The 24,126-nt window shown below is 67.8% G+C and carries 20 protein-coding genes and 3 pseudogenes; 8 read left to right on the top strand and 15 right to left on the bottom strand.

Going from position 1 to position 24,126, the window contains the following annotated elements; genetic code table 11:
* The first annotated feature begins 455 nt into the window (after nucleotides 1-455).
* A complete protein-coding gene (locus AAEM63_RS07425) occupies nucleotides 456-1,718 on the top strand; it encodes an IS110 family transposase (protein ID WP_341358670.1) in 1,263 nt (420 codons plus the stop codon).
* A 68-nt stretch (nucleotides 1,719-1,786) separates the two neighbouring features.
* On the opposite strand, the gene AAEM63_RS07420 is transcribed toward AAEM63_RS07425, so the two are convergent.
* The 3 genes from AAEM63_RS07420 to AAEM63_RS07410 form a co-directional block, all read right to left on the bottom strand.
* A complete protein-coding gene (locus tag AAEM63_RS07420) occupies nucleotides 1,787-3,091 on the bottom strand; it encodes an IS256 family transposase (protein ID WP_341360912.1) in 1,305 nt (434 codons plus the stop codon).
* A gap of 95 nt (nucleotides 3,092-3,186) precedes the next feature.
* Nucleotides 3,187-4,449 carry an IS110 family transposase gene (locus AAEM63_RS07415; protein WP_341358670.1) on the bottom strand — a complete coding sequence of 421 codons (1,263 nt, stop codon included), beginning with the start codon at nucleotides 4,447-4,449 and terminating at the stop codon, nucleotides 3,187-3,189.
* A gap of 316 nt (nucleotides 4,450-4,765) precedes the next feature.
* Nucleotides 4,766-5,077 (bottom strand): transposase, encoded by a 312-nt coding sequence (locus AAEM63_RS07410; RefSeq protein ID WP_341360911.1) that lies wholly within the window; start codon nucleotides 5,075-5,077, stop codon nucleotides 4,766-4,768.
* Between the two features lie 55 nt (nucleotides 5,078-5,132).
* On the opposite strand from AAEM63_RS07410, the pseudogene AAEM63_RS07405 reads away from it, so the two are divergent.
* A pseudogene (locus AAEM63_RS07405) lies at nucleotides 5,133-5,681 on the top strand (transposase); the annotation flags it as partial.
* A 280-nt stretch (nucleotides 5,682-5,961) separates the two neighbouring features.
* On the opposite strand, the gene AAEM63_RS07400 reads toward AAEM63_RS07405, so the two are convergent.
* Both AAEM63_RS07400 and AAEM63_RS07395 read right to left on the bottom strand, forming a co-directional pair.
* On the bottom strand, nucleotides 5,962-6,558 hold the full coding sequence (locus tag AAEM63_RS07400; RefSeq protein ID WP_341360910.1) for a hypothetical protein: 597 nt from the start codon (nucleotides 6,556-6,558) through the stop codon (nucleotides 5,962-5,964).
* Nucleotides 6,559-6,630: 72 nt separating this feature from the next.
* A pseudogene (locus AAEM63_RS07395) lies at nucleotides 6,631-6,792 on the bottom strand (transposase); the annotation flags it as partial.
* Nucleotides 6,793-6,899: 107 nt separating this feature from the next.
* Between AAEM63_RS07395 and AAEM63_RS07390 the strand changes: the two are divergent.
* Entirely contained in the window at nucleotides 6,900-8,537 is a 1,638-nt protein-coding gene (locus tag AAEM63_RS07390; RefSeq protein WP_341359225.1) for an IS1634 family transposase, read from the top strand.
* 35 nt (nucleotides 8,538-8,572) lie between these two features.
* Here AAEM63_RS07390 and AAEM63_RS07385 read toward each other — a convergent pair.
* From AAEM63_RS07385 to AAEM63_RS07345, 9 genes and pseudogenes are all read right to left on the bottom strand, one after another.
* Nucleotides 8,573-9,410: pseudogene (locus tag AAEM63_RS07385) on the bottom strand (IS5 family transposase); the annotation flags it as partial.
* 331 nt (nucleotides 9,411-9,741) lie between these two features.
* Nucleotides 9,742-10,803: a hypothetical protein gene (locus tag AAEM63_RS07380; protein WP_341360909.1), complete on the bottom strand. Its 1,062-nt coding sequence runs from the start codon at nucleotides 10,801-10,803 to the stop codon at nucleotides 9,742-9,744.
* On the bottom strand, nucleotides 10,800-11,453 hold the full coding sequence (locus AAEM63_RS07375; protein ID WP_341360908.1) for an ATP-binding cassette domain-containing protein: 654 nt from the start codon (nucleotides 11,451-11,453) through the stop codon (nucleotides 10,800-10,802). Before AAEM63_RS07375 ends, AAEM63_RS07380 begins: the two co-directional genes overlap by 4 nt.
* Nucleotides 11,444-12,475 carry a peptidoglycan-binding domain-containing protein gene (locus AAEM63_RS07370; RefSeq protein WP_341360907.1) on the bottom strand — a complete coding sequence of 344 codons (1,032 nt, stop codon included), beginning with the start codon at nucleotides 12,473-12,475 and terminating at the stop codon, nucleotides 11,444-11,446. Before AAEM63_RS07370 ends, AAEM63_RS07375 begins: the two co-directional genes overlap by 10 nt.
* 53 nt (nucleotides 12,476-12,528) lie before the next feature.
* Complete coding sequence (locus AAEM63_RS07365; RefSeq protein WP_341360906.1) at nucleotides 12,529-13,101, bottom strand: hypothetical protein; 573 nt, start codon at nucleotides 13,099-13,101, stop codon at nucleotides 12,529-12,531.
* Between the two features lie 973 nt (nucleotides 13,102-14,074).
* Complete coding sequence (locus AAEM63_RS07360; protein ID WP_211338818.1) at nucleotides 14,075-15,595, bottom strand: IS1634 family transposase; 1,521 nt, start codon at nucleotides 15,593-15,595, stop codon at nucleotides 14,075-14,077.
* 700 nt (nucleotides 15,596-16,295) lie between these two features.
* Nucleotides 16,296-19,031 carry an ABC transporter permease gene (locus AAEM63_RS07355; RefSeq protein WP_341360905.1) on the bottom strand — a complete coding sequence of 912 codons (2,736 nt, stop codon included), beginning with the start codon at nucleotides 19,029-19,031 and terminating at the stop codon, nucleotides 16,296-16,298.
* Nucleotides 19,031-19,795: an ABC transporter ATP-binding protein gene (locus AAEM63_RS07350; protein WP_341361332.1), complete on the bottom strand. Its 765-nt coding sequence runs from the start codon at nucleotides 19,793-19,795 to the stop codon at nucleotides 19,031-19,033. The genes AAEM63_RS07355 and AAEM63_RS07350 overlap by 1 nt, the downstream gene beginning before the upstream one ends.
* Nucleotides 19,796-19,842: 47 nt before the next feature.
* Entirely contained in the window at nucleotides 19,843-20,451 is a 609-nt protein-coding gene (locus tag AAEM63_RS07345) for a PadR family transcriptional regulator (protein WP_341360904.1), read from the bottom strand.
* A gap of 608 nt (nucleotides 20,452-21,059) precedes the next feature.
* Between AAEM63_RS07345 and AAEM63_RS07340 the strand changes: the two genes are divergently transcribed.
* Genes AAEM63_RS07340 through AAEM63_RS07325 form a run of 4 tightly spaced genes read left to right on the top strand, consistent with a single transcriptional unit; the run spans nucleotide 21,060 to nucleotide 22,604 of the window.
* Nucleotides 21,060-21,389 (top strand): PadR family transcriptional regulator, encoded by a 330-nt coding sequence (locus AAEM63_RS07340; RefSeq protein WP_341360903.1) that lies wholly within the window; start codon nucleotides 21,060-21,062, stop codon nucleotides 21,387-21,389.
* The gene (locus AAEM63_RS07335; protein WP_341360902.1) at nucleotides 21,389-21,913 is read left to right on the top strand and encodes a hypothetical protein; all 525 of its coding nucleotides are present in this window, start codon (nucleotides 21,389-21,391) and stop codon (nucleotides 21,911-21,913) included. The genes AAEM63_RS07340 and AAEM63_RS07335 overlap by 1 nt, the downstream gene beginning before the upstream one ends.
* Complete coding sequence (locus AAEM63_RS07330) at nucleotides 21,877-22,140, top strand: hypothetical protein (protein WP_341360901.1); 264 nt, start codon at nucleotides 21,877-21,879, stop codon at nucleotides 22,138-22,140. Before AAEM63_RS07335 ends, AAEM63_RS07330 begins: the two co-directional genes overlap by 37 nt.
* Nucleotides 22,137-22,604, top strand: coding sequence for a hypothetical protein (locus tag AAEM63_RS07325; protein ID WP_341360900.1), 468 nt, complete (start codon nucleotides 22,137-22,139; stop codon nucleotides 22,602-22,604). The genes AAEM63_RS07330 and AAEM63_RS07325 overlap by 4 nt, the downstream gene beginning before the upstream one ends.
* Nucleotides 22,605-22,792: 188 nt before the next feature.
* Here AAEM63_RS07325 and AAEM63_RS07320 read toward each other — a convergent pair whose 3' ends face one another.
* On the bottom strand, nucleotides 22,793-23,170 hold the full coding sequence (locus tag AAEM63_RS07320; protein WP_341360899.1) for a GrpB family protein: 378 nt from the start codon (nucleotides 23,168-23,170) through the stop codon (nucleotides 22,793-22,795).
* Nucleotides 23,171-23,468: 298 nt separating this feature from the next.
* Here AAEM63_RS07320 and AAEM63_RS07315 point away from each other — a divergent pair, with 298 nt between their 5' ends.
* The gene (locus tag AAEM63_RS07315) at nucleotides 23,469-24,101 is read left to right on the top strand and encodes a hypothetical protein (protein WP_341360898.1); all 633 of its coding nucleotides are present in this window, start codon (nucleotides 23,469-23,471) and stop codon (nucleotides 24,099-24,101) included.
* The last annotated feature ends 25 nt before the right edge of the window (nucleotides 24,102-24,126 follow it).

The following is a 24,126-nucleotide window of genomic DNA, read 5'->3' as shown; positions in this document are numbered from 1 at the left end:
GCACGCCCTGCCGGCGCAGGTAGGCGGTCATCTTCCGCCGGCCGTACAGCGACTCAGGCCGGCCCGCGGTGGCGCGCAGCGCGTCGACCACGACGGCGTCGGTGACGGTACGGGCCGCGACCGCCCGGTTGGGACGTTTCCATGACCTGTAGGTCCTTGCGGTGACCTGGCAGCCCTGCTCGCGCAGGACCTGGCAGATCGGGCCTGTCCGTTGATCTGTGTAAGTCCTTCTGCTCCCTGGCGTGAGCGCCCTGGCGGGCTGAGAATGGTGCTCCGGTCGCCCGTTGACGTCGTCATCCCATGGCCCCTTGAGACCGTGTGTAAGTCGGGCGCGGGGGCTGTGCTGTGGGCCCTTCACTGTCGCTTCGAGCACGAGGACTAGTTTCCTTCTCCCCTTCAGCTCCCACGGGCGACCGGTTCAGCACGGGTACTGGGAGCCTGGGGAGGTGGCGGCAATGGAGATCGCGGCCGATGAGGACGAGATCATCGAACGAGTCGCGGCGCTCGATATCGGCAAGGCCGAAGTGGTGTGCTGCGTGCGGGTACCAGCCCCGGGTCGGCGCCGCAGGCAAGAGGTGCGCCGGTACTCCACCATGACCGAGCAGCTGCTCGCGCTGGGCGACTGGCTGACTGAGGTCGGCGTGACCCGGGTGGTGATGGAAGCGACGTCGGACTACTGGAAGGCGCCGTTCTACCTGCTCGAGCAGACCGGGATGCAGACATGGCTGGTCAACGCCCGCGATGTCAAGCACCTGCCCGGGCGACCCAAGACCGACAGGCTCGATGCGGTCTGGTTGTGCAAGGTCGCCGAACGCCAGATGCTGCGCCCCTCATTCGTCCCGCCGGTGGAGATCCGTCAGCTGCGTGATCTGACCCGATACCGGGTCGACCTAATCGAGGCACGCACCGCGGAGAAGCAACGCGCCGAGAAGCTCCTCGAGGACGCCCAGATCAAGGTCTCGGTCGTCGTCTCCGACCTCTTCGGAGTCTCCGGGCGGGCGATGATGGCCGCGCTGATCGCCGGCCAGCGCGACCCCGCCGTGCTCGCCGACCTCGCCCGCGGACCGATGCGCCGCAAGACCGCTCAGCTCCAAGAGGCCCTGACCGGGCACTTCACCGACCACCACGCCTTCCTGCTGGCCAAGATGCTCCACCGGGTCCAGACCATTGACGCCGACATCGCCGAGGTCGAGAAGAAGATCGCCGAACACCTGGCCCCGTTCGTCGGCGACACCCTCCAACGGCTGGACGAGATCCCCGGGATCGGGATCGCGGCCGCCTGCGCGCTCATCGCCGAGATTGGCCTGGACATGGCCAGGTTCCCCACCCCAGGACACCTTGTCTCCTGGGCGAAGTTCGCCCCCGGAGTCAACGTCTCCGCCGGGAAGATCGTTGGCACCACCAGAACCGGGCGCGGCAACCGATACCTCGCCCGGGTCCTCGGTGAGATCGCCGTCGCGGTCGGCCGCACCAAGACCTTCCTCGGTGCCCGCTACCGCCGACTGGCACGCCGAATAGGCAAGAAGAAGGCAATCGTCGCGATCGCAAGGTCGATCCTGGTGATCATCTGGCACCTGCTCGCCGATCCAACCACCCGCTTCCGAGACCTCGGCGTCGACTATTACGACACCCACATCAACAACAACCGCCGCGTTCGCAGCCACGTCCGCGACCTTGAATCCCTCGGCTACAAAGTCACCCTCGAACCCGCCGCCTGAACCACCGGCTAGCCACCCGCGCGAAGTCACCACATTCTCGGACTAGTGCGTGACGTGTGTTCATGGTGTCAGACCCGGTCCAGGCGGCCGGGGAACATCAGGTCGAACTGGTTCAGGGCGGCTCGCCAGGAGCCGGTGGCCAGGCTGCGGCCGGCGGTGTTGCGGGTGTGTTCGACGCCGAGGTCTTTGCAGCCGAGGTAGAGCAGCTTGATCAGGGCCTCGTCGGTCGGGAAGTGTCCGCGCGTCTTGGTGATCTTGCGGAGCTGGTAGTTGATCGACTCGATCATGTTGGTGGTGTAGATGACCTTGCGGACCTCCGGGGGGAAGGCGAAGAACGGGATGACCTGTTCCCAGGCGGCCTCCCACTGGCGTTTGATCGCCGGGTACTGCCGGCCGATGTCGGACTCGGTCCAGGCGTCCAGGGCGTCCCGGGCGGCGGCCTCGGTGGGGGCGGCGTAGATCGAGCGGAGCTGGGCGGCGACCTTCTTGCGGTCCTTGTAGTTCACCCAGCGCATCGAGGCCCGCACGAGGTGGACCACGCAGGTCTGCACGATCGCGTCCGGCCACACGGCCGTGACCGCGGCGGGCAGGCCGGTGAGCCCGTCGCACACGACGATCAGGACGTCCTCGACGCCGCGGGCCTTGAGGTCGTTCATCACCCGCAGCCAGAACTTCGCGCCCTCGGTGTGCTCGACCCAGATGCCCAGGACCTCCTTGCGGCCGTCGACATCGACGCCGACGGCCAGGTGCGCGGCCTTGTTGCGCACGGTGCCCTCGCTGCGGACCTTGCAGATAAGCGCGTCGAGGAAGATCACCGGGTAGACGCGGTCGAGCGGGCGGGCCTGCCAGTCGCGGACCTCCTCCAGGACCGCGTCGGTGATCGTGGAGATCAGGTCCGCGGAGACCTCCACGTCGTAGATCTCGACCAGGTGGGCCCGGATGTCCCGCACGGTCATCCCGCGCGCGTAGAGGCCGATCACGATCTTGTCGATGCCGTCCAGGCGCCGCTGCCCCTTCCGCACCAGCCGCGGCTCGAAGGACCCCACCCGGTCGCGCGGGACGTCCAGGTCGATCGTGCCGGCCTCGGAGTGCAGCCGCTTCGGCGTCGTGCCGTTGCGGGCGTTGCCCGCCCCGGCCCGCTCGTGCGGCTCGTAGCCCAGGTGCTCGGTCAGCTCCTCGGCCAAGCCCCGCTCCAGCACCGCCTTGGTCATCTGCCGCAGCAGCCCGTTCTCCCCGAGGAGCTCCACCCCCTGCTCACGGGCCCGGGCCACCAGCTCCTCCGCCAACGCGGCGTCGACGAGTCCCTCCCCACGCTCAGGGTCAGGCTCACGACCACGACGTCCCACCCGTGCAGTCTCGGTCATATCGCTCATCACGTGTCCTCCCCGGGCCGCTCCCACGGCCCAGCCTCGAGGTCACGCACTAGTCCGAGAATGTGGTGACTTCGCGCGGGTGGCTAGCCGGTGGTTCAGGCGGCGGGTTCGAGGGTGACTTTGTAGCCGAGGGATTCAAGGTCGCGGACGTGGCTGCGAACGCGGCGGTTGTTGTTGATGTGGGTGTCGTAATAGTCGACGCCGAGGTCTCGGAAGCGGGTGGTTGGATCGGCGAGCAGGTGCCAGATGATCACCAGGATCGACCTTGCGATCGCGACGATTGCCTTCTTCTTGCCTATTCGGCGTGCCAGTCGGCGGTAGCGGGCACCGAGGAAGGTCTTGGTGCGGCCGACCGCGACGGCGATCTCACCGAGGACCCGGGCGAGGTATCGGTTGCCGCGCCCGGTTCTGGTGGTGCCAACGATCTTCCCGGCGGAGACGTTGACTCCGGGGGCGAACTTCGCCCAGGAGACAAGGTGTCCTGGGGTGGGGAACCTGGCCATGTCCAGGCCAATCTCGGCGATGAGCGCGCAGGCGGCCGCGATCCCGATCCCGGGGATCTCGTCCAGCCGTTGGAGGGTGTCGCCGACGAACGGGGCCAGGTGTTCGGCGATCTTCTTCTCGACCTCGGCGATGTCGGCGTCAATGGTCTGGACCCGGTGGAGCATCTTGGCCAGCAGGAAGGCGTGGTGGTCGGTGAAGTGCCCGGTCAGGGCCTCTTGGAGCTGAGCGGTCTTGCGGCGCATCGGTCCGCGGGCGAGGTCGGCGAGCACGGCGGGGTCGCGCTGGCCGGCGATCAGCGCGGCCATCATCGCCCGCCCGGAGACTCCGAAGAGGTCGGAGACGACGACCGAGACCTTGATCTGGGCGTCCTCGAGGAGCTTCTCGGCGCGTTGCTTCTCCGCGGTGCGTGCCTCGATTAGGTCGACCCGGTATCGGGTCAGATCACGCAGCTGACGGATCTCCACCGGCGGGACGAATGAGGGGCGCAGCATCTGGCGTTCGGCGACCTTGCACAACCAGACCGCATCGAGCCTGTCGGTCTTGGGTCGCCCGGGCAGGTGCTTGACATCGCGGGCGTTGACCAGCCATGTCTGCATCCCGGTCTGCTCGAGCAGGTAGAACGGCGCCTTCCAGTAGTCCGACGTCGCTTCCATCACCACCCGGGTCACGCCGACCTCAGTCAGCCAGTCGCCCAGCGCGAGCAGCTGCTCGGTCATGGTGGAGTACCGGCGCACCTCTTGCCTGCGGCGCCGACCCGGGGCTGGTACCCGCACGCAGCACACCACTTCGGCCTTGCCGATATCGAGCGCCGCGACTCGTTCGATGATCTCGTCCTCATCGGCCGCGATCTCCATTGCCGCCACCTCCCCAGGCTCCCAGTACCCGTGCTGAACCGGTCGCCCGTGGGAGCTGAAGGGGAGAAGGAAACTAGTCCTCGTGCTCGAAGCGACAGTGAAGGGCCCACAGCACAGCCCCCGCGCCCGACTTACACACGGTCTCAAGGGGCCATGGGATGACGACGTCAACGGGCGACCGGAGCACCATTCTCAGCCCGCCAGGGCGCTCACGCCAGGGAGCAGAAGGACTTACACAGAAGTTCCGACACGCCCGGCAGATCAGCAGTCCCGACCGCGAAGCCGGCCGCTCGCTGGGAGTCGATGAACTCGCAGATCAGCGGTTGCGGGGGTCGAGCTCCCCGGCGAAGAAAACCGCTGCTGACCGCAGGATCTCGTTGGCATCGCGCAGGCGCTTGTTCTCCCGCTTGAGCGCCCTGATCTCCTCGTTCTCCTGCGTGCTCACGCCGGGCCTGTCCCCGGCGTCGACGCGGGCCTGGGAGACCCAGCGGCGCAGCGTCTCGCGCGGGATGTTGAGCTGAGAGCCCACCGCGATCGTCGCCTTCGTCAACGAGCCGTAGTCATCACGGTGATCCACCACCATGCGCACCGCACGGTCCTTGAACTCCTGGTCGTACTTCTTGGGCATGTCGCCATCCTTCACTCAAAAGGAAGCGGCAACGAAGCCGTGACGGTTCAAGGTCCCGGTCGAGGTGCTCGCCGACTCCGCCTATGGCACCGGTGAGGCACTGGCCGCCCTGGAGAAGGCTGGGCACACCGCGATCATCAAGCCCTGGCCGCTGCGCCCGGCCATCCCGGGCGGGTTCACGATCGAGGACTTCACCGTCGACGAGACCGCCGGGACCGTGACCTGCCCGAACGGGCTGACCCAGAGGATTACCGCCAAGCGCAAGGTCACCTTCGGGGCCGCCTGCCGCGAGTGCCCGCTACGCGAGCGCTGTACCACCGCCGCCCGCGGCCGCAAGCTCGACCTGCACCCCCACGACGCGCTCCAGCGGGCTCACCGCGCCAACGCGCAGGACCCCGGCTTCCAGGAGAGCTACCGCACCTTCCGGCCGATGGTCGAACGTTCTATCGCCTGGCTCACCCGCGGCAACCGCAAGGTCCGCTACCGCGGGATCACCAAGAACGACCACTGGCTCCACCACCGCGCCGCCGCGGTCAACCTCCGACGACTGCTTACCATCGGCCTCCAGCGCACCGCCGGGACCTGGGCGATCGCGCCGGCCTGAAGAGGGCCGCCGCGCCCTGGTCCAGCACCCCGGCCCAGCACATCACCGCGGCAAGTGGGGCAGGCCCGACCTCAAATCCAGCCACCTGCTGTGACCGCCACCAGACTGCCCACAGGCGACCTGCCCGCCCACAAACACCGAACAAGAACACCGCCTTGTTCAGCAGTCTCCTAGGGCGTGTCTCCCAATGAGGGGCAGTCGAGATTGCTGGGGACCGAAAAGCAGTGAGATCCGCGGCCTGGCGGGTGGGGTGACCGGCAGTGCGACACCTGGGAGGCCGTCAGAGTTCGAGTCCGTTCTCGCGTGCGATGTGTTTGAAGCCGTCGATGTACGCGGTCAGGTCGTCGACACGCTCGAGCCCGATGTCCGCGAGAGTCATGCCTGCGCCGATGGCGACAATGCGCATCTCGCCCACCTCGACCTTCGCCGCGAAGTAGTGGTCTCGGGTCAGCACGGTAAAGGTTACGTCGGTCCCATCCACCGGAATGGTGACGGGAGCGGCTTCCTGATCTGTCCCAAGGAGTTCCGGGCGCGGCGGGCCAGGCGCGATCCGCAGGGAGCGGGCGAGGTGCCAGGCCAGGGACTGGCCGGGTTCCGTCGTGGTGATGATGGAGACGTAGGGCTGAGTGCCCGCACCGTTGTTGGCTGCCCCGAGATGGTAGGGCCCGTCGATGTGTCCGAGTGTGCAGGACCAGTCTCTGCGGATGGTCCTCCCGTGGGTCTCGGTTCCGGTGCGTTCGAAGCCACCGAGGTACCGGAATCCCGTCCAAGTGCTGCTGAGGCCGTAGATGCGCCCGGCCAGCTGCTCGTACTGCTCGATCTGCGAAGACACCAAGGCCTTGACTGCATCCGGTGACAGCCGGCCCATCTCCCTCATGCGACGCTCCCATATTGACGGCCTCGACTGCTCCACGGCTCCCGAGGCAGATAGAACTTCGTAGGTGCCATCTCACCTCATGCCCCGCCAGCGGACCGCCTTCTGGAGGGCGACAACCCAGATGACGATGGCGCGGAGGACGACGCCACCACGGTAGGTCAGCGCGAGCTTGTCATACCGGGTAGCCAGCGCCCGCCACTGCTTGAAAACGTTGAAGGAGCGCTCGACCTGACTTGGCTCACGGGTGGGCGTCCCGAGGGGCAGTAGGGCCCTGACCTGCTGCGATGTTGTTGGTTTAGTGCGGTTTCACGCACTAAGCGGGTGCGCTCTAACCTCGCGGGGTGGCGTTTATCAGGCGGGTGCGCACGGCGTCGGGTGCGACGGCGGTGCAGATCGCGGAGTACGCCGACGGGCGTCAGCGCATCGTGAGGCATGTCGGTTCAGCACACACCGAGGCCGAGCTCGGTGTCCTGCTGGAGCAGGCCCGTGAGCTGCTGGCGAACCCCGCCCAGGGGGTGCTCGATCTCGGGATCGAGCCGACGCCGCCGGTGACACCGCTGGCCCCACCAGTTCGCGAGGCCGAGCTGTTCCACGCGCCGCAGGCGGCGCCGGACCGGGGCCGGGACGGCCCGGGCCGGGTCATCTCGACGGACTCGCGGCTGCTGTTCGACGCCCTTGCCGAGGTGTTCACCGCGCTGGGGTTCGACACGGTCGGCGATGCGGTGTTCCGCGACCTGGTCATCGCCCGGATCGTGGAGCCGACCTCGCTGCTGGACACCGGGCGAGTGCTGACGGACCTGGGCCGGGTCCCGGCCAGCTACGCCACGATGAAACGCACCCTCGCCCGCGCCGCGGTCGGCGGGTCGTATCGCGACCAGATCGCCACCTTGTGCTTCGAGCACGCCGTGAGCAGCGGTGACGTCTCCCTGGTGCTCTACGACGTGACCACGTTGTACTTCGAGGCCGAGAAGGAGGACGACCTGCGCAAGGTCGGCTACTCCAAGGAACGCCGCGTCGACCCCCAGATCGTCGTCGGGCTCCTGGTCGACCGGCACGGCTTCCCCCTCGAGATCGGCTGCTACGAGGGCAACAAGGCAGAGACCGCCACGATCATCCCGATCGTCAAGCAGTTCCAGACCCGTCACGACATCGAGGACATGGTCGTCGTCGCCGACGCCGGCATGCTCTCCGCGACCAACCTGCGCGAGCTAGACGAGGCGAACCTGCGGTTCATCGTCGGCTCCCGGGTGACCAAGGCACCGCTGGACCTGGCCTCGCACTTCCGCTGGCACGGTGACGCCTTCGCCGACGGGCAGGTCATCGACACCCTCACCCCCAGGACCGGGCGGCGCAACGAGAACGACCCGGCTCATCGGGCCGAGCCGGTCTGGGACCGCGACCTTCACCCTGGCTCGTGGCGGGCGGTCTGGGCCTACTCCGCCAAACGCGCGGCGAGGGACAACAAGACGCTCACCCTCCAGGAGAACCGGGCCCGCGCGGTCATCGCCGGGGAGAAGGCCGCCCGCACCCCGCGATTCGTCAAGACCAGCGGCGACGGGCACCGCCTGGACGAGACCGCCCTGGCACGGGCCCGGCGACTGGTCGGGCTCAAGGGCTACGTCACCAACATCCCCGCGCCAGTGATGCCGGCGGGTGAGGTCATCGGCTCCTACCACGACCTGTGGCACGTGGAGCAGTCCTTCCGGATGAGCAAGACCGACCTACGCGCCCGCCCCATGTTCCACCGCACCCGCGACGCGATCGAGGCCCACCTGACCATCGTGTTCACCGCACTGGCGGTCTCCCGCGAGGTCCAAGCCCGCACCAGCCTGGCCATCCGCAACGTCATCCGCCAGCTCCGGCCGCTGCGCTCCGCCACGATCGCGATCAACGGCGCCACCCAGACCTTCGCCCCCGCCATCCCCACCGAGCAGCAAGCCATCCTCGACGCGATCCACAGCGGGCAACTCACGCACTAAGCGAATGAGCCAACTCAGGTGAAAACGTTGAAGGAGCGCTCGACGACGTTGCGGCGCTTGTAGGCCTCTTGGTCATAGGTGACCGGCCGGCCGCCCCGGGACCCGCGGCGCTTGCGGTTGGCGACCTGGTCAGAGCGTTCGGGAATGACGGCCTGGATGCCGCGCCGGCGCAGCAGCTTACGGTTCGCTCGGGAGGAGTACGCCTTGTCGGCCAGCGCCCGCACCGGCGTGGTCCGGGCACGTCCCGGACCGAGCCGGGGAACGCGCACGGAGTTCATGACGTGCTCGAACATCGGGGAGTCCCCGCCCTGCCCGGGCCCGAGCAGCATCACCAGCGGGCGCATGTTCCCGTCACACAGGTGATGGATCTTCGTGGACAGCCCGCCGCGGGAGCGACCGATGGCGTGATCAGGCGGCTCCTCGCCCAGTTTCATGTAATTCGACAGGTCCCCCCGTGTCCCGGGGCAGGTTCGTGGTGTGCTGGTGAGCACGGTTGACCGTCGAGTCCACCGACACCTCCCAGTCGATCAGCCCGGCCTGTCAACGCCGGTCGAATTTTGACCCCCTGGCACCTGGGGGTCAGTATTCAGGCGGCGTTGACACGGCCGCATCCGCCCGGGCGAGCAGGACGGTGAGGACCTTGTCCCAGGTCCCATCGCCGCTGAAGCGGCGGTGCCGCTTCCACACCGTCTGCCACGGCCCGAAGCACTCGGGCAAGTCACGCCACGCGATCCCGGTGCGGTAGCGGTAGACGATGCCCTCCACCACCGCCCGGTGGTCCCGGAACCGCCGTCCCCGACGGCCCTCCGAGGACGGCATCAACGGCTCGATCAACTCCCACTGAGCATCCGTTAGCACGGAAGTACGCGACACGACCGCAGCGTGTCAACCCACCAGCTCGACTATTGGGAGACACGCCCTAGGGGTCTCGGGTCTGTGGGATGTGCGGTCATGCGCCACGCCACAGTCACGATCACTGCCAGCAGTGCGGCTTCGACAACGAGAAGGATTCCGATGGCGCCACCGAGACTGATGTGTCCGGTGAACAGCAGCACCAGTTCGGCACTCACCACGGCGAGGGTTACCCATCGCAGGAGGCGAGTGATCTTGCCGAAGGTCGCTGCCTCCCGGGGGCCCGTGTGGTCAGTGCGGTGGTGGGGGCTCACGTCGTTCTCCGGGTTAGCACCGACTAGCTAGCGGTCGGCTAGCGGTCCTTAAGCTGGTCGACAAGTCGACCCCGCATCGCGACGACCGCCCCCGGTGGGATGAGTGCCAGAGCGATGGCAGCGGCAGCGCCGATCGTTCGCGCGAGAACGACAAGTACCTCTCGCAGCACCGGGCCGCCCTCGATAGCACTGAGGTACAGCATTGCCGCGGTTGCTGCGAGAAATGCCGCCGGGACCATGGCGATCGCTGCCTCGATCCACAGCATGAGGGCGACTTCTGCCCGGGTAGTGCCAAATGTGCGATAGACCGCTAACTCGGACCTGCGGCTCCAGGCGAGGAGCACCCCCACAAGACCAAGGACTACGCCGCCGGCAACCCAGGGGTAGGTTGCAGCGAATGCCCGCCATTGCTGGCTCGGTGAGAGCACGCCAGAGATCGCAGGGGTGAACGGCACGATGTCGGCGTGTTCGCCGGCGAAGGCGAACCGTAGAAGGTTCTCACCGGAGTTGATCGCCCCTGGCTCCATGCGGACCCAGCACTCCGTGAGAAGCCCACCCGGTGCCCGGGGAATTAGCACCCGGGAGCGTGCCCCGGCATGGGCAACGGCACCAGTTGTCTGAGCGTCGACGATGACTGTGCTCGCACCATCGGCTGTACGTAGCGCCGAGCCCACCCCGACGCTGCGGGTCTTGGCCAGGTCTCGGCCCAGGACTACCTGCCCCGAGAGGTCGTGCGGGGTCCATACCGTGGTCGCCCGAGGTGTCACGTACGCGGTCGGCACCGGGGGGCCTCCTGAGAATGCCGTAAGCGTTGGCGGCATGGCGGCGAATACGCCCCCGGCCGCGGCCACTCCACGCCCGTCGTTGAGATCATCACAAACCACAGAGTCGAGCGCAGCATCCTCGTCGGCGATCGCCATCCACACCAGGGAACCGCCCTCACGCCGAGCGGACTCTTGATCGATCGCACGGATGGCCTGAAGGCCAGTGAGGATCGCGATACCCGCCAGCGTGCCCAGGGCGATGAGAGCAAGGATCAGTTGGCGTGGGCCCTGGTTCGCCCACGCCTCATGTGCAAGCTCGCGCAGATGCCAGGTCATCCTGATGGCACGACCTTCCCACTCTTGAGCCGCACGATTCTGTCCGCCAGCTCCGCGACTTGCAGATCATGGGTGGCGACAAGCACGGTGGTGGTGGCGGCAGCGGAAAACATCGCCCTGGCGATTGACCGTGCCGTTATCGCATCGAGGTTAGCGGTGGGCTCGTCGGCCAGAATGACTAAGGGATCCGACATCAGTGCGCGCGCAACAGCGACACGCTGCGCCTGCCCCCCGGAGAGCGTTCGCGCCTGCCGCGTGCCCTCGACGTCGAGTCCGGCGGCCATCATCAGGTCCTGTGCTCTGCTAATGGCCACCCCACGCGTCATCCCCTGCGCCAGGGCAGGGAGAAGCAAGTTATCTGTGACGCTGCGACGCGGGATGAGGTTGACGGACTGAGGGATCCATTGGATGGCACGGCCGAGCAAACGCGTGGCCTCCTGGGGAGCGGGCACAACACCATTGATCCGCACCTCACCTGCCGACGGTTTCAGTAGCAGGCCGGCGAGTGCGAGCAGAGTCGATTTACCCTGACCCGATGGGGCCATGACCGCAACAGATTCGGCCTCTCCCACCGTCAGTTCAGCGCCGTCAAGGACCTTCTTATCGGCGCCTGGGTAGCTGAACGATACCCCGCGTAACTCTACGGACACGAACGCTCTCCGATGGCGTGCGGGTTGACCAGGACCTCGGCATCAGGCGGCAGTTCAGGGTGGATCAACGCGGCACCTGCAGTGTCGGAGGTCAACACCTGGACTTCGCGAAGTTTGAAGCCCCGCCCCTCCACGATGGCCACGCACGAGCTGGATTCGGCGTCGTCGATAAGAGCCGAAGGCGGAACTGCCTGTCCCGGAAGACCGTCGACGAGGCGGACAACACCGTCAATGTCTGCGGTGCCAGCTTCCGGTGGCGTGGCGCCCAATAAGGCCCCGGCGTCTGCGACGTCGACACCCCACGCCCCGTCCGCCCTAGTCACCGGCAGCGCACGTCCTTGGTGAGTGAACTGGTAAGCGCCGTCCGGCGGGCTGGTGGTCGTAACAATCGCGACACTGGCCAATACCGGCGCCCCCGTGCCGATCTGGTCAGCCCGACCGGGAGCAGGCTGGCCCGCGATCAGGGTGAGGTCAGCAATAGTGAATTCTAGATGAGGCACCCGGACGAACCACGCTGGGTCGAACACGCCTGTAGGGCGCTCGATACCGAGGGATCGCTCATAGATGCGTACGGCCTCCTCAGTCGCCACACCGAAGCGACCGTCTGCAACAAGCGAGGTCGCTGGGACGACCGCGTTGAGCAGTTCCTGGGCGGCGGCGACGTCCTCGCCCTCGCTGCCGCGCGTCAACGGTCGATAGAAGACCACATCGTTGACATAGGCGACGACGGGAGTCCCGTCGACCTCGTAGACCACATCCCCCGTGGAGAGCACATCCCCGTGATCCACCGTTACGGCCGTCACCGTGCCTGACCGACCAGACGCGAGTAGAGCGCGAGGGCTTTCATAGGTCGCCGTCAGAGTCGCCGAAGATCGATGGTCTAGAGTTGCCGCCTCAACCCTCACCGTGACGGGGGCGGGGTCTGGCTCCAGATAGGACAAAGAATGTGGAACATTGCGTGAGAGGAGCCAGGCTACGGCCACCGCGGCACCAGCCACCGCAATGACGAGCACGGTGTACATCCACGGCATGGTCCAGATCCGGGCACCGCTTCTGTTCCCACCGTGCTGCAATATCACCCTCCAAACAACGGAAGAAGGTAACGCTGCTGACAACGCCACGCATCGTCGGCACTGACGGCGTTCTCACCCGTCGCTATCGCAGCATCGATCTTTGACGTGACGGCGCTTTCGTCGTCCCCTAACACGACGGTGGTCACCCCGGCTGCTTCGAGGCAGGTGATCATTTGTTCGTAGACGGCGTCACGTTCAGCACCCGACAACTGCAGGCCGCTGAGGTACGCGGACTCCACCTCATTAAGATGGCTCGCTGCGCAGGAACTGAACGCACCGTCAACAGCTGCAGAGGCCGCTGCATCGTCACCCTCGGTCGTAATGACAAAACCGTAGGTGACACCGTCGGGGTTCTCGGTGACCTCACCGACCTCCCAGCCACCTTCGTTCATACAATCGGCTGTGGCCTGGACAGCGGCGCGGTATTCTGCCTCTGTCACCTGGTCGTTCTCCGCGCCAGGTGCGCTGCAGGCGGTCAGGAAGAAAATTGCCCCGAACAGAACAGCGCACAGTTGAGATCGAGTATGGCCTTGCAGCCCCTGTTGCAGGTGGCCACGGCTATCGGACTGGCGCACGGTTTCACCCTTCGTGGCCCAGGTGGGGCCGCACCACTGGGTCCCCGCCACACAACATACCAAAGATGAGCATCAGCATGCCACCGTTCGGCCGCTCGAATAGCCTACACGGGTCGCTCCGCTCTCGTTCGACGTTACCTTGCTCCGATAGGTGGAGTTGGGGTGGCGGCACAGAGCCTCTGCGTACTTTATTCCACTTCCGTAGGTGTAGTTGTAGGGCCATCCTGTCAAAACCATCTGCGCCCAGAATCCCGTGCCTTGACGCTGACCTTCAAGGGTCAGATGCGTCAACGTTGGACCCGAACACTTGGCTTCGCCCGAGAAGCGGATGTTGCCGTAGTTCTTGGTGGCCAGGTATCCATAGGGCGTGCATCCCGCCGCCGCTGACATCTCGGGTGACGATTCAGCTCCCGCGGTGTCAGCGTATGAGGTGACGGCCAGTGGTAGCGAGACCACAACTGATGCCGCCAGTGAAACTAGGGCTGTCCGGATCCGCATTTCGTCCTCCGATGGTTGTTCATGGAAAGTGCACTTTCACCATTGCAACGTGTCACACAGGAGAGAACGTGGTAGTCGATTTAGATGGCCGTTTGCTGCCAGGGCCGCAAACGGCCACAGGTGGATAGCCTCGCGTCCTTCACGTGGGCTGTGACCAAGGCGATTCGTCGGGTTCGGGGTGGCCGCAGCGTCGCGCTGGGTGGTGCTTCCGTCTGTCTACCGCGCAGGGGCGTCCCGCTCGCGTCAAATGCCGCGGCTAGAGGAAGCTTCGGGACGCAATTCGATAACGATCGAGTCCTGCGTACGTCGGCCTCAAGAACCATGAACGGCCTCGATGGGGACACCGTCCAAGACGGAAACTCCCAGGTCACGCAGCGCCCACGCCAGCGACTCAAGATAACGATCGTTTGTGGGCGCAGCCCTGGCGATCGCGTCTGGCCTGGCAGACGCGGTGCCAGACCTGAGTTCCACAGGGTTAGTGCCCCGTCGTGGTGATGGCCGGTAGGTGGTCGAGGATCTCGCGGGCGTCGGGGGTGATGGCGGGGTCTGCGGTGATGTGGTGGCCGTTGATGCTGATGGTCGCCGAGCGCAGGGGCCGCAGGGTGTTGACGATCTTCTTCAAGGATTTGCCGGTCGCGGTGGTGAGGTAGCGGCTGATGGCGAGAGCAGCGAAGACGACCGTGAGGTGGGCCTCGATGGCTTCGCGTTGGTGGTGGAAGACCGGGCGGGCGCGCAGGTCGGACTTGGTCATGCGGAAGGACTGCTCGACCCGCCACAGGTCGTGATATGCGCTGATGACCGCCGCGCCGGTCATCGTCTCGACGGGCAGGTTGGTCACATACCCCTTCAGCCCGGCGAGCTGACGGGCCCGGTCGATGGTGGCCTGGTCGAGCTCCTTGGTGGCGCCGGAGACCTTTAGGAACCGGGTTTTCCTCAGCGGGGCTGTGCCGGCGGCGATCTTCTCCGCCTTGGCGATCATCAAGTTGATGTCCCGGTCATCGCGCTTGTTCCGCTTGAACGACCACTGGTAGACCACCCGCCGCTCCCGGGCATTCGTCCCGGTGCCCATCACCCGGGTCGACTCCAGGATCTGCCCGTCGTCGAAGTAGTTGCCGTTGCGTTCGAAGTGTTCGGCCAGGTCGTAGGGTGCCTTGGTCAGCCGCGAGCCGACGATGAAGGAGAACCCCGCGTCCTCCAGGGCGTTGAGATTGGCCGCGGAGAGCATGCCGGCGTCAGCGACGACGACCATGTCCATCACGCCGTGGCGTTCCTGGAAGGCCCGCAGGACCGGCACGATCGTCGTGGTCTCGGCCTTGTTGCCCTCGAACAGGTGGACCTCGAGGGGGAAGCCACCCGGGTCGACCAAGAGCCCGACCTGGACCTGGGGGTCGACCCGGTGCTCCTTGCTCATCCCGACCTTGCGCAGGTCGTCCTCGTCCTCGTTCTCGAAGTGCAGGGTGGTCACGTCGTACATCACCAACGCGGCCGTGCCGCTGGTGCGGGCGGAATGGGCCAGGCACGCCTTGGCGAGCCGGTCGCGGTAGTCCCTGCCCTGCGCCCGTCGCAGGGCCGCGTAGAGCGTGTTCAGGTGCGGGGCGCTGACCCCGATCTCCTCCAGCACCCGCACCGTGTCGGCCTTGGACGTCGGCTCGACGAGCCGGGCCAGGACCACCGCGGCGAACGCCTCGTCCTTCAACGACTCGAACCCCAGGACCCGGTAGGCGTCGGAGAGGACCTCCCACAGCACCCGGCTCGAGGTCCCGACCACATGGGCACGCACCGCAGAAGACACGGCCGGGGTGTCCAGGCCCAGGTCGAGTTCGTCCTGGCCGGCGTTGAGACGCTCTCGGGCGGCCTGGACCAGCACCGCCAGCTCGAGCTCGTCACGGGCAGAGCCCAGATGCTCCACGATCCGGCGCACCCCACCGCGCTTCTCCGCGATCTGTACCGCGGTCGCCCCAGAGGCGGTCTTCACCTTGCGGATGTAGGGCGACACATCCTGAGAATACCCGCCAACTTAGTGCCCCAAATCAACCCACCACAGAGCCCTGACCAGCACAAACACCGCTCAGCCCGCCACCACCTGTGGAAGTCGGGAGGAAGCTTCGGGACGCAATTCGGTAACGATCGAGTCCTGCGTACGTCGGCCTCAAGAACCATGAACGGCCTCGATGGGGACACCGTCCAAGACGGAAACTCCCAGGTCACGCAGCGCCCACGCCAGCGACTCAAGATAACGATCGTTTGTGGGCGCAGCCCTGGCGATCGCGTCTGGCCTGGCAGACGCGGTGCCAGACACTGAATTCTTGCGCGCCCGGATCGAGACCTTACGTCTGGGTCCACGAACGCTGGACCCCGGCCACCCCGGACAGCCACGCGCACCTGGCCGAGGAGCTGACCGACCTCGACCGCCACCACCCCCGGTTCGCTCTCGGCCCCGACCGCTCATCGCCGAGACCAGGACCCGGTGCAAACCTGACGGCGACCAGGTCCTCGCCGGCGTCGTCCGCGCCGCCTTCCTCGATCGCGCCGAAGCTGGCGAACACCGCGCATTGTTCGGTGCTTGCGCCGTCTTCAGGCCGCCGAGCAGCGCCACCTGCTCCTGGAGCACCAACCGGCATAAGAAGCAGCGCATTGGTCCGCTGGGCGGCGCTCGCCCGGGGGGCCCTCCACCCTCGGGCGCCGCCCAGCGAGTTCTAGAGACCCGTCTGCCGGGTCAGTGGGAGCGTAGACCGGGTCACGAGCATGGAGCCGAGTACCGCGAGCACCGGGATGGTCACGAGCGTGGCGGCGACCATCGGCCAGGGAATGAGGATCTGCCAGGTGGGGTCGTGGCCGTTGACGTTGGCCTGCCAGGTCACGAACACGGCTCCCAGGGCGAGGCCGGTGAGGACACCGAGCGGGACCCCGACGAGGGAGATGACGGCTGCCTGGGCGCCGACGATCCGCTTGCGGGTACGCGATGCGGCTCCGACGGCGGCTAGCGTGGCGAGGTCCGGGCGGGAGTCGGCCGCGGCGAGCCCGACGCTGACCCAGGTGGCGGCGAGGCCGACCAGGGCGGCGGCACCGACCAGGGCGAGGAGCACCACTGCGGTGGCACGTTCCTGGGGCAGCTCCGCGCGGACGGTGACATCGTCGACCGCCGTGGCCACGGCCGCGTTGGCGGCGGCCACATCGCCCGCGTCCGCAGGTTCCTCGGGCACGGCGACCATGCCGACGACGACCGGTTCCAGCCCGAGCTCCTCGGCCGCCTGAGGCGTCAGGATCACCTGATAGGTGTGGTTGGTCCAGGGCACGTACTCCCCGGGGAACTCGGTCAGGACCGGTTCGCTCTCCTGACCTGTCGACGGATCGTAGGACGAGGTGCCGACCAGGGCGTTGCCGTCGTCGTCGATGTAGTCAGGATCGGTGACGAGGATCTTGCCCTCGGCCAGGGCGTCGGCTGCCTCCTCCGCCCCGGGGAGACCGTAGAGCCGCACCGAGGTGCCGTCATCGATGTAGGTGTCGGAGGGCCCCTCCGCGGTCCACGCCCGGGCGCGCGAGGAGTAGGAGATGAATGCGGGCTCACCGATCTCGCACCGTGGGTCGTCGGCATAGGCGGCCTCCTCCTCTGCTGTCGGCGCCCGGCCGAGCTCCCAGATCGGGCACACCTTCTCCGGCGGGATCTGGGGATAGATCGAGAGGAAAGCCCCGTCGCTGTCAGGCAGTGCAGCGACGTGAACGGGAGCGCTCTGCCGGATCGGCAGCTCCTGGCCCAGGGCTGCCACCGCGTCGTCGAGACGGCCCATGCGTTCCTGCGTGTTGCTGCTGGAGGTGTCCAGCCCGATCTCGAGGTGGCCCTGGGCGAGGAAGGGTTGGAACATCTGCTGGTAGTGGCGGGCGTCGGAGACGACGTAGACACCGGCAGCGGTCATGCCAGCGACGGCCGCAAGGACAGCCGCGACCGCCGGAGCGGTGCGGCCACGCTGGCGGGCGGCATCACGCAGAGCGATGCGCCCGGCGGGACCCAGGCGCGGGGCGAGCCGCCCGACCAGGATGATGATGCCGCCGGCCGCCAGGATCAGGCCGATCTCGAGCACCACGGCACCGCCGAGCAGTAGGGTCACCTGGCTGGTCAGTGCCCCGGCGGTCGCGCCTGCTAGGCCCGCGACGGCGAGCACGAGACCGACCCAGGGCACCGCGCGCCGCGGGGTGGCCTCGCGGCGGTGTCCAGCGAGGGCGGCCAAAACGTCCTGACCGGCTGCACGACGTGCGGGGAGCCAGGCCGCGGCTGCCCCGAGCAGGACGGCGACGAGGACCATCCCGGCGGCCTCGGCCCACGGCACGATGAAGTTGGGGATCACGATGTCGCGTGCCCGGAGGATCAGCGTGAGCGCTCCAGCGGATCCGACGCCCAGCACGGCACCCGCGAGGCCGGCCAAGAGACCCAGGACGAGGCCGGAGGCGAGGACGATCCGGCGCAGGTCCCGCGGGGCACCACCGTTGGCGGCGACCAGGCCCAGCTGCCGGGTGCTGCGCCGGGCGCCGACGGCGAAGGCGGGGCCGATGAGCAGGACGACCTCGAGCAGGCCGACACCCACGACGGCGGCGACGATGCCGATGGTCTGGTAGTTCGTGCCACCGAAGTCGAGGTCGGAGATGGGCATGGCGGCCGGGTCCGGTGGGTCAGCGAGCACCGCGCGGCTGACGGCGGTGACTCCGATGTCGTTCAGGGCCAGGACGTCGTCCCAGGTGACGGGCGCATCTCCGACGACGTACCAGGCCTTGCCCCACTGGTTCGCGGCGTCGGCGAGACCGGGCACGGCGCCGGGCAGGGCCAGGGCTGCGTCCTGCCTCTGGCCGACGAAGATGCCGGTGATCCGGACCTCGACGCTCGCCTCCTCCCGGGACTGCACGGTCAGGTTCTCGCCCGAGGTGACGTCGAGCGCCTCCGCCATGGGCCGGCTGAGGGCGATCTCTCCCTGACGGGTGGGGAGCTCTCCGTCCACGGTGACGTACAGCCCCGGCAGCTCGGTCATGTCGACCTCGGTCACCCAGAGGTCGTCCACCGCTCGGCCGGGGGCGTTGGCAGCGACATCGGACGTCACGGCGGCGAGCAGGACGTCACCGGCCGGTAGCTGCCCGGCGATGTGGTCCTCGGTGGCCAGCTCCCCCTCTTCTGTGCCGCCGCAGGAGCCCATCTCGCCGCGGATGTCCTGCTTCATCGTGCCGTTGCAGTCGGCGGTCAGCCGCGCCTGGGCCGTGTCGCCCAGAGTCATCTGGGTAAACGTGGCGTCAGTGGGCGCGATCGATCGGATCATGGTGATGATCCCGGTGGCTGCCAGGATCGGGAGCGCGATCATCACCAGGATCAGGGCGGTGCGGCCCTTGTGGCGGCGTGCGTCGCGGCGGGCGATCCGCAGCGGCGGTGCCCAGCGCGTAAGGGCGCGCATCAGCGGCTCCGGGAGAGCAGGTGCTCGGGGGCGTCGTCGCCGGTGGCGTCCACGACGCGGCCGTCGCGCAGGAAGATCGTGCGGTCCGCCCACGCGGCGAACCGTGGTTCGTGGGTGACCAGCAGCCCGGCGGCGCCGGCGTCGACACGGGCACGCAGCACCCGCATGACCGCCTCACCGGTCACCGAGTCCAGGGCACCGGTGGGCTCGTCAGCAAGCACCAGACGCCGTGGCCCGGCCAGGGCGCGGGCGATCGCGACCCGCTGCTGCTGGCCGCCGGACATCTCCTCGGGGAACCGCTCGGCGAGGTCATCCACACCAACCTCGAACAGGGCGGCAATGGCCTCGGCCCGGGCCTTGCGCAGCGGGACACCGTCGAGCTCACGCGGCAGGGAGACGTTCTCCGCGGCAGTCAGGGCCGGGATGAGGTTGAAGTCCTGAAAGACATAGCCGACCTTGCGGCGGCGCAGCGCCGCCCGCTTCCTCGCATCGAGGTCCGAGATCACGTCCCCGGCCAGCGCCACCGCACCGGAGGTCGGCGTGTCCAGCCCGCCGGCCAGATTCAACAGTGTCGACTTCCCCGACCCGGACGGCCCCATGACCGCCACAAGCTCGCCGAGACGGACCTGTAGATCGACCTCGTCCAGAGCCCGTACCCGCGCCGCCCCCTCGCCGTGCACGCGGCTCAGCCCGGTCATCGCCAGCAGCACCGGGTCGGGCTCCCCCGCGAGAGGTCCGGCTGCACGGCGGCCGTGGGTCGGCATTGCCTCCGGGGCGTCCTCGGCCGGCATGGCGGGGTCCTGGTGGCGGTTCATCGCCTGCTCCTCTCCCGGCGGGTACGGGGTTCGTCGACCCTCTCGGTGGGGAGCTTGGTATCTGAGGTGATGTCTTGCCGACCGGCGGCGGCCCGCACGACGGCGGCCTCGATGTGGTCCAGCCACCGGAGCTCCGCCTCGGTGGCGAAGATGAGGTTGTCGAGCACGAGCGACCAGGCGAGCTCGTCGCGGTCCGCCGTCCCGGCGCGTGCCTTGAGCCGGGTGTAGTCACGCAGCGCCCGCATCGACTCGGTGCGCTGGGTCTGCACCACGGCAGCGACGTCGACGTTCGGGGCGCTGACCGCGAGGGCGATCTTGATCGCCAGCTCGTCCCGTCCCGGGTGCCCCCGCTCGACCGGCCCGGCCCACCACTGCGCGAGCTTCGCCGTCCCGGCGTCGGTGAGCCGGTACAGCTCGACCCCGTCCTGCTCGCCCTGCAGCTCGACCAGACCGTCGCGGTCCAGGCGCTGGATGGTGGTGTAGACCTGCCCGATGTTCAGCGGCCACGTCCCCCCGGTGCGCGCCTCAAAGTCCTTGCGTAACTGGTACACCCCGGCCGGCACCTCACTGAGAAGAGCCAGCAGCCCTAGACGAACCGACACCATGACCTCCTACGAACACCGATTACTGACCCTCTGGCATGGAGCTGGGGCGCGATCACGGCCGCTCACTCACGCGCCGACTCGCCAACCGCAGCTCATTTAAAGCCTGCCGAGCCTCCACACTGCGAACGATCCGAACGGCACGCCGCCCGCGCAGCTCAAGCAGGAACAGGCCGCGCCGCAGTTGCCGGTCATCACCATCGGCCGGCACATCGTCATCAGACACCGTTCGCACCTCCAGGCAGGCCATTCTGACTGCGGGGTTACCAAGTAACGTCACCTTACTGAGTAACCCTCGGTCATGTCACGTATCGGCGTAGGCGCGTCGTCCCGTGACGGCTCTTGCGGGGACCCTGCCGCCATCGTCCGGCGGGTATGCCCGGGAGAAGGTTCGAGTCCAGCGCGCTCGCCGCAGCGGGTGCGACCAGAGCATCTGCCAAGCGACACGCGCAAACCATACCGCGATCCCCGCGGTACCGCGCATAGCACGCTAGTGTGCATGGGAGGCGACGTCGAGCAGGTGATCCCGCACGACGGTCGTCATCGGTCCGGTGGGAGCGGGGAGGGGGCCTGCTCCCACCGGGCGCCGCACGCGACGAAGGCAGAGGTGGATGGACACCACGCAGCTCCTCAAGGGAATGCTGGACCTGGCGGTGCTCGCCGTCGTCGAGCGCGAGGACTCCTACGGGTACGACGTGGTCCGGCGACTGCGGGCCGCCGGGCTCACCGAGGTGGGTGACGCCTCGGTCTACGGGACGCTGCGGCGGTTGTACGCCGCCGGCGCCCTCACGAGCTATGTCGTGCCGTCGGGCACCGGACCGCACCGCAAGTACTACGGCGTGACGCCGCAGGGGCGGACCGCGCTCGCTCACCAGTCGAAACAGTGGCAGGAGTTCGCCACGACGATGACCGATCTTCTCGACATGCCGGAGGCTTCCTGATGTCCACCATCGCCCGACCGGGCGCCGTCACCGCCTACGTAGAGGCGGTCCGCGACCACCTGTGCGCACTCGATGCGGAGACGCTCGATGAGCTCACCGGAGGGCTTGAGGCAGATCTCGCCGACGCCCTCGTCGACGAGGCGACGGAGGATCCTGCACTCGACCTCCCCGCACTCGATATCCACGACATGACCGTGCGGTTCGGGCCCGCCGACGCTTACGCGGACGAGCTGCGGCAAGCGGCGGGTGTTGATCTGCCCGCGGTCGCATCCCGCTCGCGCCGCCGCGTGCGCGATGTCTTCGTCGACGCCGCCGCGGGGTGGCGGGCCGACGTCCTCGAGATCGCCGAGCGCCACCGGTGGTTCGCTGCGACGCTCGACGTGCTCGGCGCGCTGCGGCCCGTGTGGTGGGTGGCGCGCGCGTGGGTGGTGTTCTGCGCCGTGCAGGGGGTCGTCGGCAGCTGGCCGCTCGGTGTGCCGTACGGTTCGTGGACTGGGCCGCCTTCGTCGTCCTCGCGGTCCTGAGCACGCAGTGGGGTCGCGGCCGTCTCGGTCAGAGCCGGTTCTGGCACGGTGTCGGGCGGCTCGCGAGCCTCGTCACCGCCATCGTCCTGCCGTTCCTGATCTGGGCCGTCACGGCGGGCGCCCACCAGAACGCGCTCGACGGGTCGTCGTACGACCAGGGCTACGCCGACGGCTCCGAGTCCACCGGCGTTCCCGGCTACGGGGCCCCAGTGGTGTGGCGGGGGTGACCAACCTGTTCGTATACGGCCCCGACGCTGAACCGGTCGATGGCGCGCAGCTCGTCGACCAGGACGGGCGCCCGTTCGTGCTCGTGGACCCGATATCCGGTGGCGCCTGGGACCCGGCGATGCTGGGCGACTACCTCGCCACGGAGACCGACGTGCCCGCCGGCGTGGTCAGCGGCGATGTCCCCCTCAATGTCTACCCGTACCGCATGGTCGACGCTGACGGCACGGTGTGGTCCGACGCCGGTGAGCCGAGGCTCGACCTCGATCTCGCCGCGGACCCGCGGTGGCCTGCCGGGTCGCTGTTCCCCGTGCCGGGATTCGCGCCGGACGGGGGCAACGACGCTGCCACCCCCGAAGACGCAGCCACGGGAGCGACGCGTCGACCGAAGACGCGAGCGGCGAACCGACCCCGTGACCTCCCTCCGCGGGATAGTTACATCGGAGCCCAAGGACGGTCGCCGTAGCCTGCATCCGCACCCAGCAGCCAGCACCGTCGGCGGTCGGACTCCACTCGACCTTCTGGAGGTCGCATCGCGCTGCCACGTGATCGACACCAGAGGCCATGCGGCACCTCACCACTCGCAGTCTCCTGTACCCACGTTCGCTTACGGGGCGGCGATGGTGGAGCCGACTCGGAGTGTCTGACCGGCATTCAGGGCTCCTGGCTGGTGTTCACCTCGTAGATTTCGCGCTTCTCCGCCGGCGTCAGATCCGAGGCCATGAGCACTTCTTGCAGCACCGCCGACTTGCCGACTATGTACCGGGCGATGCCGATATCGGGGTCCGCAGCGAGGTCGATCTTGACGCGTGCGTAGCGATCGCGCAGCTCTGCACTGCCGCGAAGCGCGTCCCGGACCGCCAAGTGCCTCCGAACGTGGAGCGTTCCGCGAACGCACACGTACACGTGACGGCGCGGGTCGTGATCGGGTGAAGTGAACGCCTCCCGGTCCGTGAGCCCCAGATCGCCACGATGCACATATCCGATGGAGACCAGAGCGCGCGCTGCGGCAGCCACCTCGTGCCGCTCCACGATGACGTCGATATCGAGGATCGGCTTAGCGGTGAGACCAGGCACTGCCCGTTGAGCCGACGTGCTCGACCACTGCCGAGGGCACACCTTCGAGGGCGGCGCCGAGGCCAGCGGCAACGAGTTCGAACTGACGAGCCCAGTCGGCCGAGTAGGCGACAACCTCAACGGTCATGGAGCCAGTCGGGGCGCGGTCGCAAGCGTGACCTGGCCGCCACCGAGCGGGTGCTGTTCTCCCTGGTCGCTGGCCGGGCCCTGGCACCGAGCTCGAAGCTGGCCGCGGCGGAGTGGATGAACTCTGATGTGTTTCATCCCGCGCCTGGCCCAGACCTGTGCGGTGGTGGACGAGGACGCCTGCTACCGGGCGATGGACTGGCTCCACGACGTCGAGCCGGTCCTGGCCAGGCAGGTGTACTACCAGGTCACCGACCTGCTGAACCTCGAGGTCGACGTGCTGTTCTTCGACACCACGTCGACGTACTTCGAGACCGGCGACGCCGACGAGGCCCGCTGGCGTGACGAGGGCGGCCGCGTCGTGGCGGACACTGCGGGGGCACGTGCCGACGCCGACGGCGCCGATGGCGAGGTGGCGCCGGCCGGGGCGGTGAAGAAGGCCGGGTTCCGCACGTGGGGCAAGTCCAAGGACTCCCGCGAGGACCTGCCCCAGGTCGCGGGTGGTCGAAGCCGAGACGACAACGTGCGCGGTATCGACGGTCATGCCCTGGGCGCGGTGGGCGGTGACGGCGTAGCCGAGGTCGACGTGCCGGGCGACGTACCCCGCCGGCAACCTCACCCGCCCGCCGCTGTTGCCGCCGGCTCGGCGGACCTCGAGTGTGCCGTCGTGTCCGACGTGTTCACCGTCCCAGGGAAACCGGCTCCAGACGGCACTTCCCATCACGGACTGCATCGCCGAACGAGAAAGTGGGCTGCCTAACCCGAAAATGGGGGTGAGTTGGTGG

It is taken from the genome of Georgenia sp. M64, from assembly GCF_038049925.1.
Taxonomy (GTDB): Bacteria; Actinomycetota; Actinomycetes; order Actinomycetales; family Actinomycetaceae; genus Georgenia.
Note: the sequence above shows the minus strand (reverse complement) of the source record. Positions and strands in the feature narration are given on the sequence as shown.

Coding starts and splice junctions, on each gene's coding strand:
- AAEM63_RS07425 (WP_341358670.1), top strand. CDS start 456: ATGGAGATCGCGGCCGATGAGGACGAGATCATCGAACGAGTCGCGGCG.
- AAEM63_RS07420 (WP_341360912.1), bottom strand. CDS start 3,091: ATGAGCGATATGACCGAGACTGCACGGGTGGGACGTCGTGGTCGTGAG.
- AAEM63_RS07415 (WP_341358670.1), bottom strand. CDS start 4,449: ATGGAGATCGCGGCCGATGAGGACGAGATCATCGAACGAGTCGCGGCG.
- AAEM63_RS07410 (WP_341360911.1), bottom strand. CDS start 5,077: ATGCCCAAGAAGTACGACCAGGAGTTCAAGGACCGTGCGGTGCGCATG.
- AAEM63_RS07400 (WP_341360910.1), bottom strand. CDS start 6,558: ATGAGGGAGATGGGCCGGCTGTCACCGGATGCAGTCAAGGCCTTGGTG.
- AAEM63_RS07380 (WP_341360909.1), bottom strand. CDS start 10,803: ATGACCTGGCATCTGCGCGAGCTTGCACATGAGGCGTGGGCGAACCAG.
- AAEM63_RS07370 (WP_341360907.1), bottom strand. CDS start 12,475: ATGTACACCGTGCTCGTCATTGCGGTGGCTGGTGCCGCGGTGGCCGTA.
- AAEM63_RS07355 (WP_341360905.1), bottom strand. CDS start 19,031: ATGCGCGCCCTTACGCGCTGGGCACCGCCGCTGCGGATCGCCCGCCGC.
- AAEM63_RS07350 (WP_341361332.1), bottom strand. CDS start 19,795: ATGCCGACCCACGGCCGCCGTGCAGCCGGACCTCTCGCGGGGGAGCCC.
- AAEM63_RS07345 (WP_341360904.1), bottom strand. CDS start 20,451: ATGGTGTCGGTTCGTCTAGGGCTGCTGGCTCTTCTCAGTGAGGTGCCG.
- AAEM63_RS07340 (WP_341360903.1), top strand. CDS start 21,060: ATGGACACCACGCAGCTCCTCAAGGGAATGCTGGACCTGGCGGTGCTC.
- AAEM63_RS07335 (WP_341360902.1), top strand. CDS start 21,389: ATGTCCACCATCGCCCGACCGGGCGCCGTCACCGCCTACGTAGAGGCG.
- AAEM63_RS07315 (WP_341360898.1), top strand. CDS start 23,469: ATGTGTTTCATCCCGCGCCTGGCCCAGACCTGTGCGGTGGTGGACGAG.